Consider the following 25,527-nt stretch of genomic DNA (forward strand, 5'->3'; position numbering starts at 1 on the left):
CCCCCCCCCCCCCCCCCCCCCCCCCCCCCCCCCCCCCCCCCCCCCCCCCCCCCCCCCCCCCCCCCCCCCCCCCCCCCCCCCCCCCCCCCCCCCCCCCCCCCCCCCCCCCCCCCCCCCCCCCCCACGGGTCAGTCGTTGGCGTGCAGGGCGGCGTTGAGGGCGCCCCAGTCGCCCGAGCGCGGCAGTGCCTCCAGCGCCCCGGTGACGCTGTTGCGGCGGAACAGCAGCCCGTCGCGGCCGGAGAGCTCGCGGGCCTTGACCACCGAGCCGTCGGGCAGCGTGACCCGGGAGCCGGCGGTGACGTAGCAGCCGGCCTCGACGACGCAGCCGTCGCCGAGCGAGATCCCGATGCCGGCGTTGGCGCCGAGCAGGCAGCCGCTGCCGATCGAGACGACCTCCTTGCCGCCCCCGGACAGCGTGCCCATGATCGACGCGCCGCCGCCCACGTCGCTGTCGGCGCCGACGACGACGCCCGCGCTGATCCGGCCCTCGACCATCGAGGGGCCGAGCGTGCCGGCGTTGTAGTTGACGAAGCCCTCGTGCATGACCGTCGTCCCCTCGGCCAGGTGGGCGCCCAGGCGCACCCGGTCGGCGTCGGCCACCCGCACGCCGGTGGGGAGCACGTAGTCGACCATCCGCGGGAACTTGTCCACCGACAGCACGGTCAGCGTGCCGTGCGCGGCGCGCAGGAGGGCGCGGCGGGCGGGGGTGAGCTCGGTGGCCAGCACCGGCCCGGCGCTGGTCCAGGCGACGTTGGCCAGCAGTCCGAAGACGCCGTCCAGATTGACCTCGCGCGGCCGGACCAGGCGGTGCGAGAGCAGGTGCAGCCGCAGGTAGACGTCGTGGGTGTCCACGGGCGGGGCGCCGAGGTCGGTGATCACCGTGCGGACGCCCACCACCTGCACGCCGCGGGCGTCGTCGGTGCGCACGAGGCCGGAGAACTCCGTCCCCAGCTGGGCCTCCAGCTCCAGCGCGCCGAGCTGGTGCGTCCCGGACGGGCCCTCGTCGCCACCCAGCGCGGGCGAGGGGTACCAGGTGTCCAGGACGGTCCCGGAGGCGGAGACGGTCGCGAGACCGGCGGCGACGGCGGAGCGGCTGGGGGAGGTCACCCCCCGACGCTACCCAGGCCCGGCTCCGCGCCCGCCCGTAGGCTCGGGCACCGTGACCGGCGCGCCCGACCTCGACCTCTCCGCCGACGTCCTCGCGCTCACCCGGGCGCTGGTCGACACGCCGTCGGTGTCCGGCGACGAGCGGGCCCTCGCCGACGCCGTCGAGACGGCGCTGCGCGGCCTCGGCGGGCTGGAGGTCGAGCGGGTCGGCGACACCGTGCTGGCCCGCACGAACCTCGGCCGCGACACCCGCGTGGTGCTGGCCGGGCACCTGGACACGGTGCCGATCGCCGACAACGTGCCGAGCCGGCTCGAGGGCGACCGCGTGTACGGCTGCGGCACCAGCGACATGAAGTCCGGCGACGCGGTGATGCTGCGGCTGGCCGGCCGCTTCGGCGTGCCGGGTGCGGAGCCCGCGTACGACCTCACGTTCGTCTTCTACGACAACGAGGAGGTCGAGTCGGTGAAGAGCGGGCTGGGCCGGGTGGCCCGCGAGCGGCGCGGCTGGCTCTACGGCGACCTCGCCGTCCTCCTCGAGCCCACCGACGGCGAGATCGAGGCCGGCTGCCAGGGCACGCTCCGCGCGGTGATCGGGACGACGGGCCGGCGGGCGCACAGCGCGCGCAGCTGGCTCGGCGTCAACGCCATCCACGGCGCCGCCGGCATCCTCGCCACGCTGGCGGCGTACGAGGCGCGCGAGGTCGACATCGACGGCTGCACCTACCGCGAGGGCCTCAACGCCGTGCGGGTCGAGGGCGGGGTGGCCGGCAACGTCGTCCCCGACGAGTGCCGGGTGACGGTCAACTTCCGCTACGCCCCCGACCGCGACGAGGACGCCGCCGAGGCGCACGTGCGCGAGGTGTTCGCCGAGGCGCTCGCCGCCGGCGCCACGCTGACGGTCGTCGACAACGCCGGCGGCGCGCTGCCCGGCCTGGCCGAGCCCGCCGCCGCGGCGTTCGTGGCCGCCGTCGGCCGCCCCGCGCGCGCCAAGCTCGGCTGGACCGACGTCGCCCGCTTCGCCGCCCTCGGCATCCCGGCGGTCAACTACGGCCCCGGCGACCCGCAGCTCGCGCACACCCGCGAGGAGTCCGTCCTGGTCGAGCGGCTGCAGCCGGCCGAGGACGCCCTGACCGCCTACCTGTCCGGAGGACGCGCATGACGACGATCCCGCCGCCCGACGGCGCCCGGAAGCCCCGCCCGACCCGGCACCGGGGCCCGATCATGCTGCGCGGCGGCGAGCCGGACCCGCAGCGGGCCGGCACCACCACCGACCAGCGGCTGCTCGACCGGCGCGGGCCCACCGACTGGGTGCACACGGACCCGTGGCGGGTGCTGCGGATCCAGAGCGAGTTCGTCGAGGGCTTCGGCCTGCTCGCCGAGCTGCCGCGGGCGGTCAGCGTGTTCGGCAGCGCCCGCACCAAGCCCGACCACCCGCACTACGCGGCCGGCGTCCAGATCGGCGCCGCGCTCGCGGAGGCCGGCTACGCCGTCATCACCGGCGGCGGGCCGGGGGCGATGGAGGCGGCCAACCGCGGTGCCTCGGAGGCCGGCGGGCTGTCGGTCGGGCTGGGCATCGAGCTGCCGTTCGAGCAGGAGCTCAACGAGTGGGTCGACCTCGGCATCAGCTTCCGCTACTTCTTCGTCCGCAAGACGATGTTCGTGAAGTACGCGCAGGCCTTCGTCATCCTGCCCGGCGGCTTCGGCACCCTCGACGAGCTGTTCGAGGCGCTCACGCTGGTGCAGACCCGCAAGGTCACCCGCTTCCCGGTGGTCCTGTTCGGCACCGAGTACTGGGCGGGTCTGGTCGACTGGATCCGCGGCACGCTGCTGGAGTCGGGCACGATCAGCGCCGGCGACCTCGACCTGTTCACCGTCACCGACGACGTCGACGTCGTCCTGGCGACGATCCGCGAGGCCGAGACCGCGCGCCAGAACGGCGAGGGCGGCGGCGGGATGCGGGCGCCGCTGACCCCGCCCCCGGTCGAGCCGGTCGAGGGCTGAGGGCGCCCCGTGCTGTCCTTCCTCGTCGGGCTCGCGGCGGTCGCCGTCGTCGGGGCGCTGCTGTTCCTCGGCGGCTCGCTGCTGCTCGGGCGGGGCGAGACCCAGCCCCCGGCCGACCTGGACCGCTCACCGGTCGAGCTGCCCGACGACCGCCCGGTGACGGGGGAGGACGTGCGCGGGCTGCAGGTGTCGGTGGCCGTGCGCGGCTACCGGATGACCGAGGTGGACTGGCTGCTCGAGCAGCTGGCCCAGGTGATCGAGGAGCGCGACGAGCAGATCGCCGCGCTGCGCGCCGAGCGGCCCGCCCGGGCGGCCGACGCCGACACCGACCCGGGGCTGACCCTGCCGGCCGCGGGCGCCCCGGCGGGCGCCCCGGCGGCAGGCGCATCCGCGGGCGGCCCGGCGGCCGAAGACGGGTCCGTGGACGAGGGAGCGCGGAACGGTGCCTGAGCTGGTGCTGCCGGTGTCGGTGGAGGCGCCGCAGGAGCGCGTGTGGGCGGCGCTCACCGACTGGCGCGCACAGGGCCGGTGGATGCCGGCCACCGACGTCGAGGTGGTCACCGACGCCGAGGAGGGCGTCGGCGTGCGGCTGGCCGCGCGCACCGGCGTCCCGCTGCCGTGGCGGCGCGGCCGGCACCTGGGCGTGCTCGACACGATGGTGGTCACCGAGTGGGACCCGCCGCGCCGGGTGGTCGTGCAGCACACCGGCCGGATCGTCCGCGGCCCCGGGATCTTCGAGCTGACCCCCACGACGACGGGCACCGACCTGGTCTGGACCGAGCGGCTGCACCTGCCGTTCGGGATCGTCGGGCGACTGGGCTGGCCGCTGGTGAAGCCGGCCGTCGTCCTCGGCTTCCGGATCTCGCTGCGCCGCTTCGCCCGGTTCGCCGCCACCTACGCCGGCTGAGCGGCGGCGGCGCGCACCGCCTCCCGGCTGGTGTACCAGCGCCGCCAGAGCACGGCGGCGGTGAGCAGGGTGAGCACCGTCCCGCCGTCGTACATCAGCCGCGCGCCCTCCTCGGCGCCCACCGTGCCCGCCGGCGGGTGGGCGTAGAGCACCTTGGCGAGGACGTCGTGCGCGGCGGCGCCGCCGGCCAGGGCGAGCGCGCGCACGCCGACGCCGCGCCGGTGCGGCGCGGGGTCGACCGCCAGCACCGACGCGGTGGCCAGGTAGCCGCTGACCAGGACGTGCGCGGACACCAGCGCCGACAGGGCGGGGGAGTGCGCGAGCGCGCCGTGCAGTCCGGTGCCGTAGAGCAGCCACAGCCCGGCGGCGTTGAACGGGACGGCGACCAGAGGGTCGGTGAGCAGGCGCAGCGGGGCGGTGCGCAGCAGCCGGGCGAGCCGGCGGCCCCCGGCCGGTGGCAGCGCCCGCAAGGCCAGGGTGACCGGCGCGGCCAGGACCAGCAGCAGCGGCGCGGCCATGCCCAGCAGCAGGTGCCCGGCCATGTGCGCGCGCAGGTCGCCGTGCGCACCCATCGGGCCTGCGACGGCGACCGCCGCGGCCGCCACCCCGGCCAGCCACGACGCGGTGCGGGCCACCGGCCAGGGGCTGCGGCAGCGCCAGGTGGCGCCGACGTAGGCGCAGGCGGCGAGCAGGGCCAGCGCCGCCGCGGTCACGCGGCGGGCACCCGCCGGGCGCGCAGCAGCAGCGCCACCCCGGCGACGAGCAGGAGGACGCCGGGCAGCACCCAGGCGACGTCGTAGCCGGTCAGGTCGACGCCGTAGCGGACCTGGTGCAGCCGCAGCACCTTGTGGTGCACCAGGCCGTCCCAGGTCTGGAAGGCGCCGGCCCCGGTGAGCAGCGCGCCCCACCACAGCGGGGGCAGGAACCGGCCGCGGCGGCGGGCGTCGGCCAGCAGCGCCATGCCGGCGACGGCGGCGGAGAAGGTGCCGGCGTGCAGCAGCCCGTCGGAGACCAGGCCCGCCGCGCCGCTGGCCCGGTCGTAGAAGTGGTGCCAGTGCAGGAGCTGGTGGAAGACGATCTCGTCGACCGCCCCGGCCACCCCCGCGCCGAGCAGCAGGCCGGAGACCAGCAGCCGGCGGCGGGCCGGCGGCCGGGTGGAAGCGTCGGCCACGCGGGCCTCCCGTCGTCGCAGGTGCTCCGGCGCTGCCCGGCCGGGCGGCGCCGGAAACCGCGCGGCTCGACCGGACCCGGCCCCTGGGGCATGCCGCACGCTCGTCGGCGTGAGCGGGGACCTGCTGCGACCCGGGGAGTTCCCGCGCCGCACCCGGCTGTCGGCCAAGGCGCCGCGGCTCTACGCCGAGCAGGGCCTGCTGGTGCCCGACGCCGTCGACCCGTGGACCGGCCACCGCGGCTACGCCCTCGCACAGGGGGACCGGGCCCGGCTGATCGCCGCGCTGCGCCGGGCGGGCATGCCGCTGGCGCGGGTGCACGACGCCGTCGACCTCGAGCCGGGTGCCCGCCGGGCGGCGGTGGCCCGCTGGTGGGACGGGGTCGAGGAGGACCTGCGGCGGCGCCGGGACCTGGTGGCCGCCCTGACCGCGGAGACCGAGGAGGACGACGTGCGCGAGGTGACCCTGCGCGAGGTGCCCGGGGCAGACGGTGCTGACCGCCGAGCGACGGCTGGCCATCGACGGGCTCGACGCGTTCATCAGCGGGGCGGGGGAGGAGATCGACGCGCACCTGACGCGCTGCGGCGCGCGGCCGGCCGGCCCGCTGCGCGTCGTCCACCACGGCATGGTGACCGAGGACGGCGACGGCCCGGTCGAGGGGGTGCGGCCGTTCACCGGCTCCGTCGAGCCGGCCGGCGAGCTGCGGATCCGGCTGCAGCACGCCGGGCGGGAGGCGGTCACCTGCCTGTCGCGGCGGGAGGCGGAGTTCCCCGGCATCCTGCGCGCCTACGACGCCGGCGGCGCGTGGGTGGACGCCCGGGGGCTCGAGCGGGCCGGCAGCCCCGCCGAGGTCCACCTCGGCGCGCGCGACGCCGGCCCCGACGAGCCGCACGTCGAGGTGGCCCGGCCGGCGTCAGGTCCCGCGTGAGACGGCCAGCCGGGCACCGAAGGCGAGCAGCGCGCAGCCGGTGACCGCGTCGAGGGCCCGCCGGACGGGGCGGCGCGCCAGCACCCGGCGGGCTCGCGACAGGCCCGCGACGAGGAGCAGCAGCCACACCAGGCCGACGGCGGCGTGGGTGAGCGCGTAGGCCAGCAGCACCGGCACCGGCGTGCCCGGCGCGAGGAACTGCGGCAGCACCGCCAGGTAGAAGGCGAGCACCTTCGGGTTGGTGACGTTGCTGAGGAAGCCCTGGCGCAGGCCGGTCAGCGCCGCCCGGCCGGTCGCGGCACCGCCGTCGTCGAGGGCGGGGTACCGGCCGCGCACCGCCGAGGCGAAGGCCTGCAGCGCGAGGAACGTCAGGTAGGCGACGCCGGCCCAGCGGATCGCCTGGAACAGCGGCTCCACCCGGACGACGAGGGCGGCGAGCCCCGTGGCGGCCGCCGCGCCCTGCAGGACGTTGGAGACGGTGATGCCGACCGCGCTCCACGAGCCGCGGACCCGCCCACCGCCGAGGGTGTTGCGCAGGACGACGGCGACGTCCGGGCCGGGCACGAGCACCAGCACGACGGCGAGGACGACGAAGGTCCCGTAGCCCGACCACCCCACCGGCCGACCGTACCGAGCCCCCGGTCAGGACCCGGCGACCGCGGCCCCCCGTGCGCGTTCCTCGAGCCGGGCGCGCAGCCCGCCGACGAACAGCGCCAGCCCCTCCTCGAACCGCTCGTCGTCGCCGCCGGCGGTCCGGGCGGCGGCCGCCACCGTGGGGTAGCCCGCCATGTCGCCGCCGGGCTGCTCCTCCAGGGGCCGGTCACGGTCGGCCTGGGTCTCCAGGGCGTCGCCGAGGATGAACGAGCCGAGGGCCGTGATGACCCGGACCGCCTCGCCGGGCTCGAGCCCCGCCTCGACGAGGACGCCGAGGGTCCGCTCGATGCCGGGCAGCGCGTCCTCGGTCGGCCGGTTGCCGGCGACCACCTGGACGCTGTCGCGGTGGGCCAGCAGCAGCGCCCGCCGCACCCGGCTCGCCTCGGCCAGCCACTCCCACACCGGCTCGCCGGGGTGCGGCGCGCGGGTGCTCTCCGGGACGTCGGCCAGCACCCGGTCGGCCACCAGGTCCAGCAGGTGCCGCTTGTCGCGGACGTGCCAGTAGAGCGTCGGGGCGCTCACGCCGAGCCGCGCGGCCACCCCGCGCAGGGTCAGCCCCGTCAGGCCCTCGTCGTCGAGGAGCTCGACGGCGGCGCGGACGACGTCGTCGCGGGAGATCGGCACCTTGACACTCTAACGGTGTTCGAGGACGCTGCGAGGGTGACTCTAACGGCGTTAGGGACCCCGTCGGGGGAGGCCGGCACCGGGCGGCCGCCCGCGGTCGAGGTCAACGGCCTGGTCAAGACGTTCGGCGAGGTCGAGGCCGTCCGCGGGATCGACCTCTCGGTCCGCGCGGGGGAGCTGTTCGGCTTCCTCGGCCCCAACGGGGCGGGCAAGTCCACCACCATCCAGATCCTCTGCACGCTGCTGCGGCCCACGGCGGGCGCCGCGCGGGTGGCCGGCTTCGACGTCGTCCGCGACCGCACCGAGGTGCGGCGGCACATCGGCCTGGTCTTCCAGGAGACGACGCTGGACGCGCACCTCACCGCCGAGCAGAACCTGCGGTTCCACGCCGACATCTACGGGATGCCGAAGGCGGAGGTCGGGCCGCGGATCGACGCCGTCCTGGAGATGGTCGGCCTCGCCGACCGGCGGCGCTCGCTGGTCCGCACGTTCTCCGGCGGCATGAAGCGCCGGCTGGAGATCGCCCGCGGGCTGCTGCACTCGCCGCGCGTGCTGTTCCTCGACGAGCCCACGATCGGCCTGGACCCGGAGTCGCGGGCGGGCCTGTGGGGCTACGTCGACCGGCTGCGCGCCGAGGAGGACATCACCGTCTTCCTCACCACGCACTACATGGACGAGGCCGAGCGCTGCGACCGCATCGCGATCGTCGACGCCGGCCGGATCGGCGCGCTGGACACCCCGTCGGCGCTCAAGGCCGGCGTCGGCGCCGACCGGGTGCGGGTGCGCACCGCCGACGACGACGCGGCCGAGGCCCTCGTGCGCGAGCGGCTCGGCGTCGAGACCGCCCGGGAGGACGGCGTGCTGGTCGTGCTCACCCCCGACGGCGAGCAGTTCGTGCCGCGGCTGTTCGAGCTCGGCCTGACGGTGCGCTCGGTCAGCGTCTCCCGGCCCACCCTCGACGACGTGTTCCTCGCCTACACCGGCGCGCGGATGTCCGAGCGGCAGGCGGGCGCCGGCGGGCGCGGCCCCGGGCGGGGCCCGGTGTCCGGCGCGGTGTCCGGTGCGATGTCCGGCCCGATGGGCGGCCGGCGGTGACGGCCACGACCGCGCCCGTCCGGCTCGCCGGCCGCGGGCTGCGCCACGAGCTGCGCGCCGTCCGGGTCGTCTGGCACCGCGACCTGCTGCGCTTCCGCACCGACCGCGGGCGGATCCTGTCGTCGTTCGCCCAGCCGCTGCTGTTCCTGTTCGTGCTGGGACAGGGCCTGGGCGCCACCCTGCCGGTGGGCACCTTCGGCGACGCCGGCTACTCGACGTTCCTCTTCCCGGGGGTGCTGGCCACCTCGGTCATGTTCACCGCCGTCTTCTCGGCGATCTCGATCGTCTGGGACCGCGAGCTCGGCTTCCTGCGCGAGATGCTCGTGGCACCGGTCGGCCGCACCAGCATCGTGCTCGGCAAGGCGCTGGGCGGGGCGACGGTGGCCACCCTGCAGTCGGTGGTGCTGCTGGCGCTGGCCGGGCTGGTCGGCGTCCCCTACGACCCGCTGATGATGCTGGGCACGGTCGGGCTGCTGTTCGTCGTCGCCTTCGCGATCACCGCGCTCGGCCTGGTGATCGCCGTCCGGGTCGACCAGATCCAGACCGTCATGCCGCGGGTGCAGCTGCTGCTCGCGCCGCTGATGTTCCTCTCCGGCGCGTTCTTCCCCGTCTCGGGCCAGCTGCCCGGCTGGCTGCACGCGCTGGCGCTGGCCAACCCGGTCACCTACGGCGTCGACGCGGTGCGGCGGGTGGTCCTCTCCCGCGTCGACCCGTCGATCGGCGACTCCGTGGCCCTGCACTGGGGCAGCTGGCCGGTGCCGGTGTGGCTCGACGTCGTCCTGGTGGCCGGCGTCGGCGGGGTGCTGCTCGCCGTCGCCGCGTGGATGTTCAGCCGCCCCGAGTAGCCCGGGAGGCCACGAACGCCATGGCCTCCTCCGCGAGCGCGAGGTCGGAGGCGGGCGTGCCGTGGTCGAGGGCCACCCACTCGCGCATCGGCGTGCCGTTGGCCGCGGCGAACGGCAGCCCGGTGCCGGCCGCGACCAGCCCCTCCACCCGGTGGGCGGGCAGCTTGAGGACCAGTGCCCCGCCGACGACCATCGCGAAGATCGACCCGTGCACGGTCAGGGCGGCCGAGCCGAAGCCGCGCCGCCCGCCCGCGCCGGGCGGGCCCACGCCGGGCCGGGTGGCGAGGGCCTCGACCAGGGAGGCGAAACGCGCGTCGGGGTCCATGACGGGACAGTCCACGGCGGCGCGGCGGGACGTGCAACGGGAACCGTCGCGGGCGGCGGGCAGGATGGCGCGGTGAGCCGTCGCGGGTGGGTGCTGTTCCTGGCGATGTCGGTCATCTGGGGCGTGCCGTACCTGCTGATCAAGGTGGCCGTCGAGGAGACGTCGCCGGTGGTCGTGGTCTTCGTGCGGTGCGTGGTCGGCGCCGCCGTGCTGCTGCCCCTGGTGCTGGCCCGCGGGCAGGTGCGCCCGGCGCTGCGGCACTGGCGGCCGCTGCTGGCGTTCACCGTGCTGGAGATGACGGCGCCGTGGCTGCTGCTGTCCTACGCCGAGGTGACGCTGTCGAGCTCGCTGACCGGTCTGCTGGTCGCGTCGGTGCCGTTCGTCGCCGCCGTCGCCGCGCGGCTGCTCGGCGGGGAGGAGCGGCTCACCGCCGTGCGGCTGGCGGGGATGGGGCTCGGCGTCGTGGGCATCGTCGCGCTGCTCGGGCTCGACGTCGAGGGCATCGCGCTGCTGCCGGTGCTCGCGGTGGTGGCCGTCGTCATCGGCTACGGCACCGCGCCGCTGATCGCGAACCGGGCGCTCGCCGACGTCCCGGGGGTGGCGGTCAGCGCGATCGCCCTGGTGCTCACCGCGGTGGTCTACGCGCCGTTCGCCGTGCCGCGGCTCGGGCAGCTGACCTCGGCCTCGGCGCCCGCCCTGGGCTCGCTGGTGGTGCTCGGCGTGGTCTGCACGGCGCTCGCGCTGGTGCTCTTCTTCGCGCTCATCCGCGAGGTCGGCCCGCAGCGCGCCCTGGTGATCACCTTCGTCAACCCGGCGGTCGCGGTCGTCGCGGGCGTGCTGCTGCTCGACGAGCCGTTCACCCTCGGCCTGGCCGTCGGCCTGCCGCTGGTGCTGGCCGGCTGCGTGCTCGCCACCCGCCGCAACGCGCCGGCGGCGGCGCCGGTCGAGTCGCCCGTCCCCTGAGGCCCGCGCATCTCCGGTCCGTCCGCGCGACCTGCGACGAAGGGCCCGGCGTCCCGTCAGGCGGCCCCAGGGACACGGACGCGGGGACATGGGATGCCTGGGGCGCCGTTCCCGGCGGACCGTTCCCGACGGGAGCGCGCGGCCGGGCCTTGACGTCGACACTTGCATTTTGCAAGTGTCGACCGCATGAGCCTCTTCATCACCTGCCCGGTCGAGGACGTCGAGCGCGCGACCGCCTTCTACACGGCCCTCGGCTGGACCCTCAACGCCGAGATGTCCGATCACAACGTGTCGTGCTTCGCGATCGCGCCCGAGCAGTACGTCATGCTCGGCAGCCGCCAGATGTACGCGAGCGTCGGCGGCGTCGAGGAGCTGGTCGGCGGACCCGACACGCCCTCGAAGGTCACCGTCTCGTTCGACCTGGGCAGCCGCGAGGCGGTCGACGAGCTCACCGAGCGCGCCCGCGCCGCAGGCGGCCGGATCGGTGACACCGACGACTACCCCTTCATGTACCAGCGCCAGTTCGACGACCTCGACGGCTACCACTACTCGCCGTTCTGGATGAAGCCGGCCGCCGATCCGACCGCGTGAGCGACCTCGCCGCGGCCCTCGACGTCGTCGGAGCCCGGTGGGCCCTCCTGGTCGTCGAGCGGCTGCTCGACGGGCCGCAGCGCTACGGCGATCTGCAGCGCGACCTCGGAGTGCCCACGAACGTGCTCGCGACCCGCCTGCGCGAGCTCGAAGCGGCCGGCGTGCTGACCCGTCTACCCCTCCGGCACAACACCCGGGCCTACGCGCTGACCGAACGCGGGCTCGCCCTGGGCGAGGCGATCGCCGCGCTGGCACGCTGGGGCGCCGAGCAGGCCTAGGCATGGCCTGGGACCGCGATGCGCCCGAGAGGTTCGGCGGGCGGGGTCTGTCTCGGTGGCGGTGACCGCAACGCCGCCGGTGTGGTGATCTCGGTGCCGTCGGGGCGCCAGGTGTGCCATCGCCCGTCCGGTTGCCGCTCGACGCGGAAGCCGGAGTGGACCTTGGTGTGGTGGCGTTCGCACAGCAGCGCCGAGTTCTGCAGTGAGGTCTCGCCGCCGTCGAGCCAGTGGACGAGGTGGTGGACGTCGCACCACCAGGTCGGTGCGCCGCAGCCGGTGAACACGCAGCCGCCGTCGCGCACCTCCGCGGCCTTCCGGATGCCGCGGGTGGCCAGCCGGTGGTCCCGGCCGACGTCGAGCGGGACGCCGTCGGGGCCCATGACCACCCGCGCGATGCTGCTGTCGCAGGCCAGCCAGCGGGCCCGGGCGGCGGAGACCAACGCCCCCGAACCGAGTTGCGCGCTGCCCTGCCCGGTGGCGAGGTCCTCGGCGTCGACCTTCACCACGACCTGTGGCTTGACCCCGCGCAGCTGAGGGGTGGCGCCGGTGGCCAGCGCGGTGTCGGCCAGTTGCACGGCGCCGTCGGCCAGGCGTTGGGCGCGGGTGCGCTCGTCGCCGGCGGGCCGGTCGGCCTGCACGTGCGCCTCCACCGCGGTGGCGAACCGCTCGGCGCCCACGGCGTCCAGCTGCAGGTGGAAGCTGACCGTGCCGTCGGCGTGGCGGACCACCGACATGCGCCGCCCCTCGGTCGGGTCCGGCTCGGGCCCGTCGGGATCGAGGGCGTTGCAGTACCGCCGCACCACGACGACCAGTGCGTCGTGGTCCTGCTCGATCGCCACGTCGGTGAGCACCGCGTCGATCTCGCCCAGGTCCACGCCCTGCGCGGCGGCGGCGGCCAGCCGGACCGGGGTGGTCACCTCCGCGGCCACGGCCACCTGCGCGGCGGTGACGAGCCCGGCGTCGTGCGCCTCGGCGAGGGTGGGCAGGTGCTCCAGCGCGCGGGCGTTGCGCGCCGGCCGGGACGCCTCCCGCCCGGACAGCCGGCAGTGCCCGCGCAGCCACGACGCCACGGACTTCAGCCCGTCGCGCTCGGGAGCGGAGGACAGCTCCGCCGCCCGCACAGCGCGCGCCAGCCGGGCGTCGATCCGGTTGCGCTCGGCGACCAGCGCGGCGACGTCGTCCAACACGTCCCCGCCACCGATCCCGCTCGAACACATGTACGGAGTTTACCGATGCGAGTGTGGTGCAGCGACTCGTATGCCCAGGTCAGGAGCCTGTCCACAGATTTGCCGAGGGGCTTGCGGAGCGACCGTACGCGGCGGACAACGGGAGCCATGACGACCGACCTGTCCCTGCCCGCCGCTAGCGTCCCCGCCGTGGAACCCGACCGCGTCCGCTGCGCCTGGGGGGACAGCACTCCCGAGTACGCGCGCTACCACGACGAGGAGTGGGGGACGCCGCTGCGGGGCGACGACGCCCTGTTCGAGCGGCTCTGCCTCGAGGCGTTCCAGTCCGGCCTGTCCTGGCTCACCATCCTGCGCAAGCGGCCCGCCTTCCGCGCCGCCTTCGCCGGCTTCTCCATCGACGCGGTGGCCGCCTTCACCGAGGAGGACGAGGCGCGGCTGATGGCCGACGCCGGGATCGTGCGCAACCGCGCCAAGGTCGCCGCCGCCATCCGCAACGCCCGCGCCGCGCAGCAGGTCGACGGCGGCCTGTCGGACCTGCTGTGGTCGTTCGCACCGACCGGCCCGCGGCTCCGCCCGGCCACCCTCGCCGATGTGCCGGCCACCAGCCCCGAGTCGGTCGCGATGGCCAAGGAGCTCAAGCGCCGGGGCTTCGCGTTCGTCGGTCCCACGACCGCCTACGCCCTCATGCAGGCCACCGGCATGGTCGACGACCACGTCGCGACCTGCTTCCGGGCGACCCCCTGACGGGGCTCAGGTTGGAACCGCGGCGGGGATACGGGATCATGGGACAGAGCTACGCACCGAGGAAGAGCCACACCGCCGCCGCCAAGGAGCCGCGGGTGGCCGGCGAAGGAGGCACGCATGGCGGCCATGAAGCCGCGCACGGGTGAAGGTCCCCTGGAGGTCACCAAGGAGGGGCGCGGCCTGGTCATGCGGGTGCCGCTCGAGGGCGGCGGTCGCCTGGTCGTCGAGCTGTCGCCCGACGAGGCCGCGGCGCTCTCCGAGGCCCTGAAGGGCGCGACCAGCTGAACGTCTCCGCGAGCCTGCCCTCGGGCAGCCCCGCGCAGGACGACGCGGCCCCGGCCGCCGGCAGCACGCCGGCGACCGGGGCCGCCCCCTTGCCGCGGGTGGAGCTGCTGACCGCGCTGCCGCGCCTGGCCGAGGACGACGTCCTCGCCGTCCCGGTCGGCACCGGCGCCGCGCTGCCCCCGTGGCTCGCCTCGCCGGCGTTCGGCACGCAGCCGCCGGTCCCGGCCCGGCTGCTGGCCGGTGCGCTCGCCGACACCGGCAACACCGGCAAGCCCGGTGGCATCACCAACCTGCCCGTCCCCGGCCGCCGCCCGCGCAGCGTCGTCGCCGTCGGCACCGGCGACGGCACGCTGCCGCACCTGCGGGGCTACGTCGCCACCGCGGTACGCCGCGCCCAGACCCTTGCCGAGCACGGCGCCGCCCGCCTCGTGCTGCCCCTGGACACCGCGCTCGCCCCGGCCGGCGCCGACGAGGTGCGCGCCGCCGTCGAGGCCGCGCTCCTGGCCGGCTACCGGTTCCGCGCGTCCTCCCGCCCGCACCCGCCGCGGCTGCGCACCGTCGCCGTGGTCGCCACCGACGCCGCCGACCCGGCCGTGGTCGCCGCGGCCCGCGCCGGTGAGGTCGCCGCCCGCGCCGTCGCCTGGGCCCGCGACCTGGTCAACACCCCGCCCGAAACCGGCGACCCGGCCGAGCTGGCGCAGCAGGCGCTCGACCGGCTCGGGGGCCTGCCGCACGTCACCGTCACCGTGCTCGGCCCCGAGGAGCTCGCCGCGGGCGGCTTCGGCGGGGTGCTCGCTGTCGGCGGTGGTTCGGACTCCCCACCGCGCCTCGTCGTCGCCGCCTACGACCCGCCCGGTGCCGGGCCCGCGCACCCCGTGATCGTCGGCAAGGGCATCACCTACGACACCGGCGGCCTCCAGATCAAGCACGGCCCCGGCATGCGCGACATGAAGACCGACATGGCCGGGGGAGCGGCGGTGCTCGCCGCGGTCGACGCCGCCGCCCGCCTGGAGCTGCCGGTGCGGGTGACCGCCGTCGTGCCGGCCGCGGAGAACGCGGTGTCGGGCGCGTCCTACCGGCCGGCTGACGTCATCCGGCACGTCGGCGGGCGCACCACCGAGGTGCAGAACACCGACGCCGAGGGCCGCCTCGTCCTCGCCGACGCCCTCGCCCACGCCCGCCTGCGCCTCGGCGCCACCGCGCTCGTCGACGTCGCCACGCTCACCGGCGCCATGAAGGTCGCGCTCGGCGCGCGCACCGCGGGCCTGTACGCCACCACCGACGGCCTGGCCGACGCGCTGTCCACCGCCGCGCTGCACGCCGGCGAGCGGGTCTGGCGGATGCCGCTGGACGAGGAGTACGCCGCCCAGCTGGCCAGCGACGTCGCCGACGCGAACAACGCCCCCGGCAACCCCGGCGGCACCACCGCGGCGCTGTTCCTGCGGCCGTTCGCCGGCGACCTGCCCTGGGCGCACCTCGACGTCGCGGGCCCGGCCCGCGTCGGCTCCGACGACGCCGAGGTGGTCAAGGGCGGCACCGGCTTCGGCGCCCGCACCCTGCTGCGCTGGCTGGAGGCCGGCGCCCCGCTCGACCCGTCGCCCGTCACCACGGACTGAGGAGCCCATGAGCACCGACGACACCGGCGTCGTCTTCCCCGCCGGCCCCGACGGGCGGCGCAGCACCGCGGCGGTGGGCCGCGCGGTGGTCGCCGACGCGCTGCGGCCGGTCGACCCGGTGGGCGCCCGCGCCGTCGAGCAGGAGACCAACTGGCGCGCCGGGTACCTCACCCACTTCCGGCGGCTCGTCGAGGCGGGCCTGGCCTCCCCGGAGGCGGCGCGCACCGTCGCCGGCGCCGGGCTCGACGCCGTGCACGCCCGGCTGCGGGTGGCCGGGGACGACGGCGAGCGGCCGCTGTCGGCCCTGCTCGACGCGCCGGCCACGCGCACTCCGGGCACCCGGGAGGTCGCCGGCGAGGGCGAGGCCGAGCACGAGTTCAGCCTGCCGTTCCACGGGTCGCGGCTGCGCGGCGCCGAGCTGTCCCGGCGGCTGGACACCTGGGCCGAGTGCGGCGTGCTCGAGCCGTCGGCGGCCGAGGCGGTGCGCACCGTGGCCGCCCACCCGGAGTGGCTGGCGCTGCCCGGCCGCACCGTCGTCGTCCTGGGCGCCGGGGCCGAGATGGGCCCGCTCACCGCGCTGCTGCGCTGGGGCGCCACCGTGGCCGGGGTCGACCTGCCCCGGCCGGACCTGTGGCGCCGCGTCCTCGACACCGCCCGCCGCGGCGCCGGCACGCTGCTCGTCCCCGCCGACGGCGACCTGCCCGGCGGCGCGGGCGCCGACCTCGTGCGCGAGGTGCCCGCCGTCGCCGACTGGGTGGCCGGGCTGCCGGGGGAGCCGGTGCTCGGCAACTACGTCTACGCCGACGGCGCCACGAACGTGCGGGTCTCCGCCGCCGTCGACGCGCTCACCCTGCGCCTGCAGGCGGCCCGGCCGGAGACGGCGCTGGCCTTCCTCGCCACGCCCACCGACGTGTTCGCCGTCCCCGGGGAGGCCGTCGCGCAGTCGGTGCGCGCCTACGCGGGCCGCTCGCGGGTGGGCAAGCTGGTCGGCCGGCCGCTGCGCACCCTGTCGGCCGGCCGGCTGCTGCAGCGCGCCTACGTGCCCGGCGCCGACCCCGGGATCAACGACAGCCTGGTCGCCCAGCAGGGCCCCAACTACGCGCTGGCCAAGCGGCTGCAGCGCTGGCGGGCCACGGTGGCGCGGGCCGCGGGGACGACGGTGTCGATGAACGTCGCCCCGCCCACCCGCACCCGCTCGGTGGTGAAGAACCCGGCGCTGGCCGCCGCCTACGCCGGCGCGCACCGTTTCGGCGTCGAGGTGTTCGAGCCGGCGACGTCGAACGTGCTGATGGCCGCGCTGCTCGTGCACGACCTGCACACCGGCGGCGGCCCGCGGCACGAGCACCCCTGGCAGGACGAGGCGCACGCCGCCGTCCACGGCGGGCTGTGGCGGACCGCCTACGCGCCGCGCAGCGCGCTGGGCCTGGCCGCGGTGCTGGGCCTCGGCGCCGCGCGGGGCTGAGGTGCGCTCCCGCGCGTCCTGGCTGGTCCCGCTGCTGGTGGCCCTGGCCGTCGTCGCGGTGACGGCGGTCGCGCTGGCCGTCCGCACGCCCGGCGGTGCGGCCGACGCCGCGGGCATCGGCGTCCCACGCTCCCCGTCCCCGGCGACCCCGCCCGCGCCCGGTCCGGAGGACGCGCCGGCGGTCCCGCAGCCCGTGGCGCCGGCCTGCTCGCCGCTCGGCCTGCTGGTCACCGCCGGCCCGGTCGACGCCGGGCTCGGTCACCGTGCCGTCGTCGTCACGGTGACCAACTGCGGGGACGCCCCGCGGGAGGTGACCGGCTACCCGGCGGTCGAGGTACTCGACGCCGCCGGCCGGCCGATGCCGTTCACGACGGAGCACGAGTCCAGCTACATGGTCATCGACCCCGGCCCCGCCCCGCTGGTGCTGTGGCCGGGGGAGAGCGCGGTGACCGGGGTGTCGTGGTCGGCGACGGTGACCGCCGGCGGGCTCACCGAGGGCCAGGCGCTGCGCGTGGTCCCGGTGCCCGGCGACCCGGGCCAGGTGCTGCCGATGTGGGTGGACGCCGGCACCACCGGGGAGATCCAGGTGGCCGCCTGGGCGACCGGGCTCGCGCGCTGACGCTCACTCGCCGGTGACGCCGTCGACCGCCTCCCGCAGCAGGTCGGCGTGCCCGGCGTGCCGCGCCGTCTCCTCGACCAGGTGCAGCAGCATCCACCGCAGGCTGAACCGCCCGCCGGAGCGCAGCGGGACGGCCGAGAGCGCGTCGAGGGAGCCGGCGGCGGCCACCACGGCGTCGGTGCGCCGGCAGGCCTCCCGGTAGCGCTCGCGCAGATCGTCCGGCTCGAGACCGAGGGCGGCGTCGAACTCCCAGTCGGGGGTGGCCTCCCAGTCGACCCCGTCCCACGGCGGGAGCTCCGCCTCCCCGGCGAACCGCTCCACCGACCAGGTCTCCTCGACCAGCGCCAGGTGGTACAGCAGCCCGGCCAGCGTGAGCGACGACGGCGGGTGGGTGCGCGCCAGCTGCTCGCGCGTGAGCCCGTCGGTCTTCCGCAGCAGTGTCTCGCGCTGGTAGGCGAGGTAGGCGCTCAGCAGGGTGGTCTCGTCGCCGGTTCCCGGCGGGTCGGTGCGCACGCGGGCAGCCTCGCACCGGCCGCCGACAGCGCGTGCCCCGGCTCAGGCGGGGCCGACCAGCCCGGCGACGATCTCGGCCGACAGGGTGACCAGCGGGAGCCCGCCGCCGGGGTGCGAGGAGCCGCCGACGAGGTAGAGCCCGCGGACGGGCGCGGCGTTGCCCGGGCGCAGGAAGGCCGCGCGGGCGCCGTTGCTCGACGTGCCGTAGATCGAGCCGCCGACGCTGCCGGTCTCCCGCGCGAGGTCGGCCGGCGTGCGGGCCACGCACCAGCGCACCCGGTCGCGCACGTCGAGCCCGCGCGCGGCCATCACCTCGAGCACCCGGCCGGCGTAGCGGTCGGCCAGGCCCGGCGCGTCCCAGTCGACGCCGGCGTCGGGGTCGTGCCGCGGCGCGTTGACCAGCACGAACCACGACTCGCTGTCGTCGTCGGGCCGGGTGGCCGGGTCGTCGGGCGCGCTCACGTAGATCGTCGGGTCGGGCACGGGGCACGGCACGCCGCGGTGCCGGCCGGTGCCGAAGACGGCGTCGAACTCGGCGTCGTAGTCGGCGGGGAAGGCGACCGTGTGGTGCGCCAGCCCGGGCGTGCGCCCCCGCAGGGCGAGCAGCAGCACGAACCCCGACAGCGACGGCGTCGCCCGGGTCAGCCCGCGCCGCACCGCGCGGGTGCGCCGGTTCGGCGGCAGCAGCCCTGCGTAGAGCGCCGTGGCGTCGGCCCCGGAGACCACGACGTCGGCGGTCATCTCGCCGCCGTCGGCCAGCTCCACCCCGGACACCCGGCCGCCGTCGCTGAGCACCCGCCGCACCGGCGTGCCGGTGCGGACGTCCGCGCCGCGCTCGCGCGCCCGGTCGGCCACCGCCTCCGCGAGCCGGTGCAGCCCGCCGCGCACGTACCAGGAGCCGAACGCCTGCTCCACCCACGGCACGGTGGCCAGCACCGCGGGCGCCCGGCGCGGGTCGGAGCCGGAGTAGGTGGCGTAGCGGTCGAGCAGCACCCGCAGCCGCGGGTCGCGGAGGTGGCGGGCGCCCAGCCCGCGCAGTGTCTGCCACGGCGCGACGGTGCCGACGTCGGCCGGGTCGCGGGCCAGCCGGGCGAGGGTCGCCGCCCCGCGCAGCGGCGAGCGGAGGAAGGGCTGCTCGGTGATCGCCCACATCGCCTCGGCGCGGTCGAGCAGCGCCCGCCACTGACCGCCGGCGCCGTCGCCGAGCGCCGCGTCCAGGGCTCCCGGGACGTCGTCGAGGTGCCCGGGGACGGCCAGCTCCGTCCCGTCGGCGAAGCGGTAGGCCACCGCGGGGTCCAGGCGCACCAGGTCGACGGCGTCCTCCAGCGGGCCGCCGGTGGCGTCGAAGAGGTCGCGCAGCACCTGGGGGAGCGTCACGAGGCTCGGGCCGGTGTCGAAGGCGTGGCCGTCGCGCTCGAACCAGCCGAGCTTGCCGCCGACGCCGTCGGCCTGCTCCAGGACGGTCACGCGGTGCCCGAGCGCGCCGAGCCGGGCGGCCGCCGCCAGGCCGCCGAGCCCGGCGCCGACGACCACGACGCGCGCCACACCGTCACCGTAGTGCGCCGGCCGGGTCCCCGATCGGGTGATCACCGGCCGGGACGCCGGCTGACCGGCTCCTCAGGTCCGGCAGGGGACGGTCAGCGCCAGGACGGCGAGGTCGTCGGCCTCGTGCGGCGAGCCCAGCCCCCAGTCCTCGACGGCCCGGGTCACCCCCTCGGCCAGGCCCTCGGCGGCGTCGAGCCCGTGCCTGCGCAGGACGCCGAGCAGTCCCTCCTCCCCGAACTGGCTGCCGGCTCGGTCGCGTGCCTCGGTCACCCCGTCGGTGTAGAGCACGAGGGCAGACCCCGGGGAGAGGTCGAGCCTCGTCTGCGGGAAGACCGGGTCGGCGTCGATGCCGAGGGGGCGTCCCGGGGTGCCGACCTCCGTCCACCCCTCTCCGGTACGGAGCACGGGCAGCGGGTGCCCGGCCACGGAGAGTGCCGCCCGAACCCCGTGGTCCCCGGGCTCGAGGACCAGGCAGCAGGCGGTCACGAACCGCAGCGGCCCGCTCGACTGCTCGTGCAGCAGGGCCGTGTTCACCGCGCGGAGCACCTCGGCCGGGTCCCCGGCGGCCGCCGCCGCACGGGCGGTGTGGCGGGTCAGCGCGGTCACCGCCGCTGCTTCGGCGCCGGTGCCGCACACGTCGGCGATGATCACCATCCAGCGCCCGTCCGGCAGCGCCGTCACGTCGTAGGTGTCGCCGCCCACGAGCGCGGACGCGCTACCCGGGCGGTAGCAGGAGGCCAACTCCAGGCCCGGGACCTCCGGCAGGGTGGAGGGGAGGAGGCTGCGCTGGAGGGTGTCGGCCAGGTGTCGCACCTCGGACTCGGCCCGGAGTCGGCTGAGGTACTGACCGATCTGCCGGCCGGCGTGGGCGAGGACGTCGAGGAGCTCGTCGGGCACCTGTCGCTGCCGCCGCGAGAAGAGCTCGCAGACCGCGAGCACGGCGCCGTCGTGGACCACCGGGAACGCGACACCGGTGCGCAGGCCGTCGGCCCGGGCCTCGGCCCGCCGCAGGAAGCGTGGGTCCTCCCAGAGGTCCTCCATCACCACCGGTGTCCGCGTCGACCAGGTCAGACCCGGGAGCCCGGACCCGCTGGGGAACGCCCGGCCCACGGTCCCGGAGTACATGGCGCCGACGTGTCCGCCCGGTGCGGTCCAGGCCCCCGCGTAGACCAGGTGCCCCGCGGCCTGGTCCGGCTCCCACAGGGAGGCGGTGTCCCAGTCGAGCTCGGCGCACAGGGTGGGCAGCAGCTGCTGGAAGGCGTGCTCGGCGTCCGGCGCTTCGGTGAGCGCGGCGGTGACGCGCAGCGTCGCGGCGAGGTACCGGCTCACCAGGAACTGGCGCTCGAGCAGGATCGTGGTGCTCGCGTCGCGCAGGACGGCCACCACGACCGCGCCGTCCGGGTCGGCGCCCTCGGTCGGGCCCAGCCGGGACAGCGTCAGGTCGATGGGGACCTCGTGGCCGTCGGCGTGCAGCGCCGGCACCTGGGTGGTGGCCCCCACCAGCGGTCCCTCGCCGGTCCGGCGGAAGCGCGAGAAACCCTCCCCGTGGCCGGCCCGGAACCGCTCGGGCATGAGCACGGTCAGCGACCGGCCGACCAGTTCAGCGGCGTCGTGGCCCAGCAGCACCCGCACCGCCGGGTTGACGTAGGCGATCCGGCCGGCGCCGTCGGCCACGACGACGGTGTCGGGGAGCGCCTCGAGGAGTGCGGGTGCGGGGACGGGCGACACGGGCTCGGGCTGCATGTCACTCCTCCCCCGGCGAGTTGCGGACGCGTCCGTCCAGCGTCGCACACGTCCGACCGGCGGCCGGGTCAGAACGCGTAGCGGACGCGCAGCCAGGGCGCGTGGAAGGCGATGAGCTCCTGCAGCCGCTCGACGCCCGCCCGCTTCACGTGGTTGCGGTAGCGGACGTTCCACTGGCCGTTCTGACTGCGCTTGGGCTGCTGGAGGTCCGGCCGCCACAGCAGGTCCTCGGCCTTGGGGTGCCAGCCGAGGTTGACCTCGTGCAGGTCGCGGTTGTGGGTCAGCATGATCACCTCGGCCGCCGCCTGCGCCTTCGCGGCGGGGGAGAGGGTGTCGTCGAGCTGCCGCAGCAGCTGCGCCCAGTCGGCCTCCCAGCCCTCGCGGAGCACCACCGGCGAGAGGTTGAGGTGCACCTCGTAACCGGCCTCGACGAAGTCGTCGACGGCGGCGACGCGCTCGGCGATGCGGCTGGTGCGCACGTCGATCACCCTCGAGTCGGCGTCGGGCATGAGCGAGAACCGGATGCGCGTGCGGCCCTGCGGGTCGAGGTCGAGCAGCTGCCGGTTGACGTACTTGGTGGCGAACGACGCCTTGGCGGTGGGCAGCTCGCGGAAGGTGGCGACCAGGTCGGCGACGTTGTCGCTGACCAGCGCGTCGACCGAGCAGTCGCTGTTCTCGCCGATGTCGTAGACCCAGCTCACCGGGTCGCACTGGTCGGCCTCGGTCTTGGGACCCTGCCGGGCGACGTGCCGGCGCAGGTACCCGGTGATCTGCTCGATGTTGGTGAACACGGTGATCGGGTTGGCGAAGCCCTTGCGCCGCGGCACGTAGCAGTAGGCGCAGGCCATGGCGCAGCCGTTCGCCGTCGACGGCGCGATCCAGTTCGACGACCGGCTGTTCGGCCGGGCCGACAACGACTTCTTGACGCCGAGCACCAGCGTCTCGGTCTTGACGCGCACCCAGCGCTCGACGTTGCCCTCGTTGCCGTTCAGCTCGGGGATCTGCCAGTGCGAGGGCACCTCGACCACCTCGGCGCCGGGGAAGCGGGCGAGCACCTCGCGGCCGCGGGCGGAGTCGAGGGCGGCGGGCTCGGCGTAGACGGTGCGCACGTCGAGCAGGCGGGTGGGGGAGGGGACGGGCGCGGGGGCGGTCGGGACGGACGACGGCGAGGGCGCTGCGGTCACACGGGTTACAGCACCCCCGCGGCGGGGTGGATTCCGCCGCTGACCTGCGGGGACGGTCACACGGGCCGGGTCAGGCGGCGGGTCCCTGCACCGGTCCGCCGGCGAGGTCCTCGAACCGCAGCCGGCCGCTCTCGAGGTCCTCGGCGACGTCCTCGACGGTCCGCCCGTCCGCCCAGGCGCTGCCGCGCAGCAGCGTCAGCGCCGTCGCCGGGTCGGTCTCCAGCGTCATCGCCGCGCGGCCGGCGGCGCGCAGCACGGCGGCCCGGCGGCGGGCCTCCGGGTTGTGCAGCCAGTCCGGCCCGCGCTCGGCCGGCCAGTCCGACCACACCGCCGCCTCGGTGAGCGCGGCGGTGACCAGCTCGCCGACCGCGACCGCGGCGAACACGTCCAGCGCGGGCACCGCGGCGTCGTCGGTGAAGTACAGGTCCAGGGCGCCCGCGCCGGCGAGGTCCTCGCGCAGCGGGAAGGCGACCACCGCGCGGAACGGCGTCTGCTGGGTGAGCAGGTCGGCGAAGGGTGCCCACCGCCGCCGCAGGTCGGCCAGCACGGCGAACACCGGCTGCCGTGTCCGTTGGGCCTCCCAGCAGGGACCGGCGCCGACGGTGAACTGCAGCCGCTCCGCGCACGCCGCCGCGGTGCTGCTCGACCCGAGCGGGATCCGCGCGCCGGCGGCGTCGACGACCGACAGCCCGGCGCCGTCGACGCCGAGCGTGGCCGCCGCTGCCCGGGACAGCCGCACGGGCAGCAGCTCGGTCCCGCCCGGCCCGCGGGCGGTCTGCTCGTGCAGCGCCGCGGCGAACCGTGTGGCGATGGTCACAGCCCATCCTCCCCCGGACCCGCCGGTCTCGTCACCCGTCCTGGCCCGCGCGGTGGGTGTAGGCCGCGCTGCGCACCGCCTCGTCGGACTCCAGGCCCGCGCCCAGCGCGCCGCCCACCGTGGCCAGCGAGCTCGTCAGCCACGCCAGCTCCAGGTAGTCGCCGAGCGAGGCCCGGTGCCCCAGGCCCTCGGCGAACAGCCCCGAGGGGACCAGCAGCAGCGCCCCGGCCAGCGCCAGCAGGAACAGCGCCGCGTACAGGGTCAGGACCCCGATGACGACGGTGGCCACCGTGGCCAGGTTGAACAGCGCCACCTGCTTGCGCACCCGCCGCGACCGCGCCCGCTCCCACAGCTCCGCGCCCACGACGAGCGTGGCGCAGATGGCCACCACCGAGCCGAGTCCGACGGCCAGGTGCCGGGGCAGGCCGAACCGGTCGGCCAGCAGCCAGACGTCCGGGGTGATGAGCGCGAAGACCCCGGCGGCCACGGCGGCGGTCAGCGCCCGCGACAGCGAGATCGTCAGCCGCCACGGCCGGTTGGCCCGCACCATGCCGACCAGCAGCCGTAGGTTCCCGCTGAGCACTCGGGCGGTGAAGCCGACGCCGTCGTCGCCGCCGGTGTCGGACGCCAGCTCCCGCACCCGCCGGCGCAGTGCCTCGGGGTCGTCGCCGCCGTCGTCGCCGAGCAGCGCGGCGACCAGGCCCGCCGACGTCTGCAGCGCCCGCCGCCGGCGGCCCACCGCGCCCAGCGCCGGCAGCGAGAGCACCGCGACGCCGTGCACGGGGCTCGCGTGCGCGACGACGGTGCGCCGGCCCACGGTCAGCGGCAGGTCGGTGACGCAGACGGCGAGGTCCCACTCCTCGGCCAGCAGCCGCTCCCGGGCCGCGGCCACGATCTCGGCGTCGTCGGCCGGCGGCTGCACCAGGCCGTCCTCGACCACGCGCACGTCCCAGGCCACGTCGGGGTGCCGCTCGCGCAGCGCGCCGGCGAGGTCGGCGGCGAGCTCGTCGGCCACCTCCAGCGCGGCCCCGGGCGCGGCCACCAGCCCGACGACGACGTCGGGCCGGGCGGCGGCGGCCCCGGACACGGGCTCGCTCGTCGCCGCGCTCACAGCCTCAGCCGGTCCTCGCGCCCGGTGCGCCACTCGACCATCACGATGCTGGCGTCGTCCTGCAGCTGCCCGGCCTGGTGCTCCATGACGCTGCCCATCAGCCGGCGCATCGTCTCCGGCGGCGGGTCGCCGGCGAGCTCGGCGCGGACCACGAGGTCGGCCAGCCGTTCCTCCCCGAAGAACGCCCCCTCCGGCGAGCGGGCCTCCACGACGCCGTCGGTGTGGAGCAGCACCCGGTCGGCCGGGCGCAGCTGCACCTCGCAGACCTCCGGCTCGCCGGACAGCAGCCCGAGCGGCCGGGCCGGCCGGCACGCGGGCGGGCGCAGCAGCCGGCCGTCACGGACGAGGATCGGGTCGGGGTGCCCGCAGTTCACCCAGCGCAGCCGGCCCGAGTCGAGGTCGAGCCGGGCGATGGCCGCGGTGGCGAACCGGCTGCCGCTGAACTCGGCGGCCACCACGGCGTCGACCGCGGCGGCGATGGCGGGCAGGTCCAGCCCGTCGCGCCGCGCGTGCCGGTAGGCCCCGACGGCGGCCACGGCCAGCAGCGCCGCGGGCAGCCCGTGGCCCACGGCGTCGAGGACCAGCAGGTCGACCTCCGGGCCGTTGACCGCGTAGTCGAACGTGTCGCCGCCGATGTCGTAGGCGGGCTCGAGCGCGCCGGTGATGACCACGCGCGAGCTGGCGTAGGTGAGCGGCGGCAGCAGGTCCCACTGCAGCTCGGCCGCGAGCGACAGCGGCCGGCGACGGCGGAGGCGGGCGAAGGAGTCGCTGTAGGCGTCCCGGGTGACCACCAGCTCGGCGACCAGCGAGGCGAACGAGCGGGCGTCGTCCTCGAGGTCCGGCGGCGGCTCCGCCTCCACGACGAACTCCAGCACGCCGATCCGCTCGGCGCCGTCGAGCAGGGGCACGAACAGCGAGCCCGGGCCGTCGTGCGGCGCGGACCAGACCGGCTCGACGCGGCGGAACGCGCGCCCGGCCACCGAGCCGTCGATCGTGAGCTCCGGCCGGTCGGGGACGTCCTCCCCGCGGACGGGCACCAGCTCGTGCTGGGCGTAGTCCGCGAGGTACACGACCGCCGCCAGGGTGCCCAGCCGGCGCGCGTGCGCCGTCACCACCGAGGCGAGCCGGTCGGCGGGCAGGTGGTGCGACGCGCGCACCAGGGCCCGGATCGGGTCCTCGGCGGAGGGCGGCGGCGCGGACGTCACGACGGGA

General features: G+C 76.7%; 29 protein-coding genes and 1 pseudogene. 16 read left to right on the forward strand and 14 right to left on the reverse strand.

Annotation, left to right across the window (positions count from 1 at the left end):
* Positions 1-128: 128 nt before the first annotated feature.
* Positions 129-1,109 (reverse strand): 2,3,4,5-tetrahydropyridine-2,6-dicarboxylate N-succinyltransferase, encoded by a 981-nt coding sequence (gene dapD, locus ACI79X_RS10575; RefSeq protein ID WP_457025354.1) that lies wholly within the window; start codon positions 1,107-1,109, stop codon positions 129-131.
* Positions 1,110-1,161: 52 nt separating this feature from the next.
* On the opposite strand from dapD, the gene dapE reads away from it, so the two are divergent.
* From dapE to ACI79X_RS10595, 4 genes are read left to right on the forward strand one after another with little or no spacing between them, the layout of a single operon-like run.
* Positions 1,162-2,268 carry a succinyl-diaminopimelate desuccinylase gene (gene dapE / locus ACI79X_RS10580; RefSeq protein WP_457025355.1) on the forward strand — a complete coding sequence of 369 codons (1,107 nt, stop codon included), beginning with the start codon at positions 1,162-1,164 and terminating at the stop codon, positions 2,266-2,268.
* Positions 2,265-3,110, forward strand: coding sequence for an LOG family protein (locus ACI79X_RS10585; protein ID WP_457025356.1), 846 nt, complete (start codon positions 2,265-2,267; stop codon positions 3,108-3,110). The genes dapE and ACI79X_RS10585 overlap by 4 nt, the downstream gene beginning before the upstream one ends.
* 9 nt (positions 3,111-3,119) lie before the next feature.
* The gene (locus tag ACI79X_RS10590; protein ID WP_457025357.1) at positions 3,120-3,560 is read left to right on the forward strand and encodes a DivIVA domain-containing protein; all 441 of its coding nucleotides are present in this window, start codon (positions 3,120-3,122) and stop codon (positions 3,558-3,560) included.
* Complete coding sequence (locus ACI79X_RS10595; RefSeq protein WP_457025358.1) at positions 3,553-4,017, forward strand: SRPBCC family protein; 465 nt, start codon at positions 3,553-3,555, stop codon at positions 4,015-4,017. The genes ACI79X_RS10590 and ACI79X_RS10595 overlap by 8 nt, the downstream gene beginning before the upstream one ends.
* Here the strand turns inward: ACI79X_RS10595 and ACI79X_RS10600 are convergent.
* Positions 4,005-4,730: a cytochrome c oxidase assembly protein gene (locus tag ACI79X_RS10600; RefSeq protein ID WP_457025359.1), complete on the reverse strand. Its 726-nt coding sequence runs from the start codon at positions 4,728-4,730 to the stop codon at positions 4,005-4,007. The two genes, ACI79X_RS10595 and ACI79X_RS10600, sit on opposite strands and share 13 nt — an antisense overlap.
* The gene (locus ACI79X_RS10605) at positions 4,727-5,188 is read right to left on the reverse strand and encodes a DUF2243 domain-containing protein (RefSeq protein WP_336033897.1); all 462 of its coding nucleotides are present in this window, start codon (positions 5,186-5,188) and stop codon (positions 4,727-4,729) included. The genes ACI79X_RS10600 and ACI79X_RS10605 overlap by 4 nt, the downstream gene beginning before the upstream one ends.
* A gap of 109 nt (positions 5,189-5,297) precedes the next feature.
* On the opposite strand from ACI79X_RS10605, the pseudogene ACI79X_RS10610 reads away from it, so the two are divergent.
* Positions 5,298-5,504: pseudogene (locus ACI79X_RS10610) on the forward strand (MerR family transcriptional regulator); the annotation flags it as partial.
* 172 nt (positions 5,505-5,676) lie between these two features.
* A complete protein-coding gene (locus ACI79X_RS10615; protein ID WP_457025494.1) occupies positions 5,677-6,114 on the forward strand; it encodes a hypothetical protein in 438 nt (145 codons plus the stop codon).
* Here ACI79X_RS10615 and ACI79X_RS10620 read toward each other — a convergent pair.
* Together ACI79X_RS10620 and ACI79X_RS10625 are read right to left on the reverse strand one after the other, a co-directional pair.
* The gene (locus tag ACI79X_RS10620) at positions 6,100-6,732 is read right to left on the reverse strand and encodes a LysE family translocator (RefSeq protein ID WP_457025360.1); all 633 of its coding nucleotides are present in this window, start codon (positions 6,730-6,732) and stop codon (positions 6,100-6,102) included. The genes ACI79X_RS10615 and ACI79X_RS10620 overlap by 15 nt on opposite strands.
* Positions 6,733-6,756: 24 nt before the next feature.
* Positions 6,757-7,392: a TetR/AcrR family transcriptional regulator C-terminal domain-containing protein gene (locus ACI79X_RS10625; protein WP_457025361.1), complete on the reverse strand. Its 636-nt coding sequence runs from the start codon at positions 7,390-7,392 to the stop codon at positions 6,757-6,759.
* Between the two features lie 36 nt (positions 7,393-7,428).
* Between ACI79X_RS10625 and ACI79X_RS10630 the strand changes: the two genes are divergently transcribed.
* The gene (locus tag ACI79X_RS10630) at positions 7,429-8,487 is read left to right on the forward strand and encodes an ATP-binding cassette domain-containing protein (RefSeq protein WP_457025362.1); all 1,059 of its coding nucleotides are present in this window, start codon (positions 7,429-7,431) and stop codon (positions 8,485-8,487) included.
* A complete protein-coding gene (locus tag ACI79X_RS10635; protein WP_457025363.1) occupies positions 8,484-9,332 on the forward strand; it encodes an ABC transporter permease in 849 nt (282 codons plus the stop codon). The genes ACI79X_RS10630 and ACI79X_RS10635 overlap by 4 nt, the downstream gene beginning before the upstream one ends.
* Here the strand turns inward: ACI79X_RS10635 and ACI79X_RS10640 are convergent.
* Entirely contained in the window at positions 9,316-9,657 is a 342-nt protein-coding gene (locus ACI79X_RS10640; protein ID WP_457025364.1) for a TfoX/Sxy family protein, read from the reverse strand. The two genes, ACI79X_RS10635 and ACI79X_RS10640, sit on opposite strands and share 17 nt — an antisense overlap.
* A 72-nt stretch (positions 9,658-9,729) precedes the next feature.
* Between ACI79X_RS10640 and ACI79X_RS10645 the strand changes: the two genes are divergently transcribed.
* The 3 genes from ACI79X_RS10645 (at position 9,730) to ACI79X_RS10655 (ending at position 11,489) form a co-directional block, all read left to right on the forward strand.
* Positions 9,730-10,620, forward strand: a complete 891-nt coding sequence (locus ACI79X_RS10645; protein WP_457025365.1) for a DMT family transporter — start codon at positions 9,730-9,732, stop codon at positions 10,618-10,620.
* Positions 10,621-10,806: 186 nt separating this feature from the next.
* Positions 10,807-11,211, forward strand: a complete 405-nt coding sequence (locus tag ACI79X_RS10650) for a VOC family protein (RefSeq protein ID WP_457025366.1) — start codon at positions 10,807-10,809, stop codon at positions 11,209-11,211.
* Positions 11,208-11,489 (forward strand): winged helix-turn-helix transcriptional regulator, encoded by a 282-nt coding sequence (locus ACI79X_RS10655; protein WP_457025367.1) that lies wholly within the window; start codon positions 11,208-11,210, stop codon positions 11,487-11,489. Before ACI79X_RS10650 ends, ACI79X_RS10655 begins: the two co-directional genes overlap by 4 nt.
* Here the strand turns inward: ACI79X_RS10655 and ACI79X_RS10660 are convergent.
* Entirely contained in the window at positions 11,486-12,706 is a 1,221-nt protein-coding gene (locus ACI79X_RS10660; protein WP_457025368.1) for a DUF222 domain-containing protein, read from the reverse strand. The two genes, ACI79X_RS10655 and ACI79X_RS10660, sit on opposite strands and share 4 nt — an antisense overlap.
* Before the next feature lie 159 nt (positions 12,707-12,865).
* Here ACI79X_RS10660 and ACI79X_RS10665 point away from each other — a divergent pair, with 159 nt between their 5' ends.
* The 5 genes from ACI79X_RS10665 to ACI79X_RS10685 all read left to right on the forward strand — a co-directional run bounded on the left by ACI79X_RS10665 (position 12,866) and on the right by ACI79X_RS10685 (position 17,402).
* Complete coding sequence (locus ACI79X_RS10665) at positions 12,866-13,420, forward strand: DNA-3-methyladenine glycosylase I (RefSeq protein WP_457025369.1); 555 nt, start codon at positions 12,866-12,868, stop codon at positions 13,418-13,420.
* A gap of 117 nt (positions 13,421-13,537) precedes the next feature.
* Entirely contained in the window at positions 13,538-13,705 is a 168-nt protein-coding gene (locus tag ACI79X_RS10670; protein WP_012947303.1) for a DUF3117 domain-containing protein, read from the forward strand.
* 98 nt (positions 13,706-13,803) lie between these two features.
* A complete protein-coding gene (locus tag ACI79X_RS10675) occupies positions 13,804-15,321 on the forward strand; it encodes a leucyl aminopeptidase family protein (RefSeq protein WP_457025370.1) in 1,518 nt (505 codons plus the stop codon).
* Between the two features lie 7 nt (positions 15,322-15,328).
* On the forward strand, positions 15,329-16,783 hold the full coding sequence (locus ACI79X_RS10680; protein ID WP_457025371.1) for a hypothetical protein: 1,455 nt from the start codon (positions 15,329-15,331) through the stop codon (positions 16,781-16,783).
* Position 16,784: 1 nt separating this feature from the next.
* Positions 16,785-17,402, forward strand: a complete 618-nt coding sequence (locus ACI79X_RS10685; protein ID WP_457025372.1) for a DUF4232 domain-containing protein — start codon at positions 16,785-16,787, stop codon at positions 17,400-17,402.
* A 3-nt stretch (positions 17,403-17,405) separates the two neighbouring features.
* On the opposite strand, the gene ACI79X_RS10690 is transcribed toward ACI79X_RS10685, so the two are convergent.
* From ACI79X_RS10690 to ACI79X_RS10720, 7 genes are all read right to left on the reverse strand, one after another.
* On the reverse strand, positions 17,406-17,915 hold the full coding sequence (locus tag ACI79X_RS10690; RefSeq protein WP_457025373.1) for a DinB family protein: 510 nt from the start codon (positions 17,913-17,915) through the stop codon (positions 17,406-17,408).
* A 42-nt stretch (positions 17,916-17,957) separates the two neighbouring features.
* Positions 17,958-19,460 carry a phytoene desaturase family protein gene (locus ACI79X_RS10695; RefSeq protein WP_457025374.1) on the reverse strand — a complete coding sequence of 501 codons (1,503 nt, stop codon included), beginning with the start codon at positions 19,458-19,460 and terminating at the stop codon, positions 17,958-17,960.
* Positions 19,461-19,532: 72 nt separating this feature from the next.
* A complete protein-coding gene (locus ACI79X_RS10700) occupies positions 19,533-21,203 on the reverse strand; it encodes a SpoIIE family protein phosphatase (protein WP_457025375.1) in 1,671 nt (556 codons plus the stop codon).
* Between the two features lie 68 nt (positions 21,204-21,271).
* Positions 21,272-22,387 carry a spore photoproduct lyase family protein gene (locus ACI79X_RS10705; RefSeq protein WP_457025376.1) on the reverse strand — a complete coding sequence of 372 codons (1,116 nt, stop codon included), beginning with the start codon at positions 22,385-22,387 and terminating at the stop codon, positions 21,272-21,274.
* 70 nt (positions 22,388-22,457) lie between these two features.
* The gene (locus tag ACI79X_RS10710) at positions 22,458-23,204 is read right to left on the reverse strand and encodes a GAF domain-containing protein (RefSeq protein ID WP_457025377.1); all 747 of its coding nucleotides are present in this window, start codon (positions 23,202-23,204) and stop codon (positions 22,458-22,460) included.
* Between the two features lie 31 nt (positions 23,205-23,235).
* On the reverse strand, positions 23,236-24,291 hold the full coding sequence (locus ACI79X_RS10715) for a hypothetical protein (protein WP_457025378.1): 1,056 nt from the start codon (positions 24,289-24,291) through the stop codon (positions 23,236-23,238).
* A 20-nt stretch (positions 24,292-24,311) separates the two neighbouring features.
* Positions 24,312-25,520: a PP2C family protein-serine/threonine phosphatase gene (locus ACI79X_RS10720; protein WP_457025379.1), complete on the reverse strand. Its 1,209-nt coding sequence runs from the start codon at positions 25,518-25,520 to the stop codon at positions 24,312-24,314.
* Positions 25,521-25,527: the final 7 nt, after the last annotated feature.

It is taken from the genome of Geodermatophilus sp. SYSU D01119 (assembly GCF_054049975.1).

Coding starts and splice junctions, on each gene's coding strand:
- ACI79X_RS10585 (WP_457025356.1), top strand. CDS start 2,265: ATGACGACGATCCCGCCGCCCGACGGCGCCCGGAAGCCCCGCCCGACC.
- ACI79X_RS10640 (WP_457025364.1), bottom strand. CDS start 9,657: ATGGACCCCGACGCGCGTTTCGCCTCCCTGGTCGAGGCCCTCGCCACC.
- ACI79X_RS10650 (WP_457025366.1), top strand. CDS start 10,807: ATGAGCCTCTTCATCACCTGCCCGGTCGAGGACGTCGAGCGCGCGACC.
- ACI79X_RS10660 (WP_457025368.1), bottom strand. CDS start 12,706: ATGTGTTCGAGCGGGATCGGTGGCGGGGACGTGTTGGACGACGTCGCC.
- ACI79X_RS10670 (WP_012947303.1), top strand. CDS start 13,538: ATGGCGGCCATGAAGCCGCGCACGGGTGAAGGTCCCCTGGAGGTCACC.
- ACI79X_RS10680 (WP_457025371.1), top strand. CDS start 15,329: ATGAGCACCGACGACACCGGCGTCGTCTTCCCCGCCGGCCCCGACGGG.
- ACI79X_RS10700 (WP_457025375.1), bottom strand. CDS start 21,203: ATGCAGCCCGAGCCCGTGTCGCCCGTCCCCGCACCCGCACTCCTCGAG.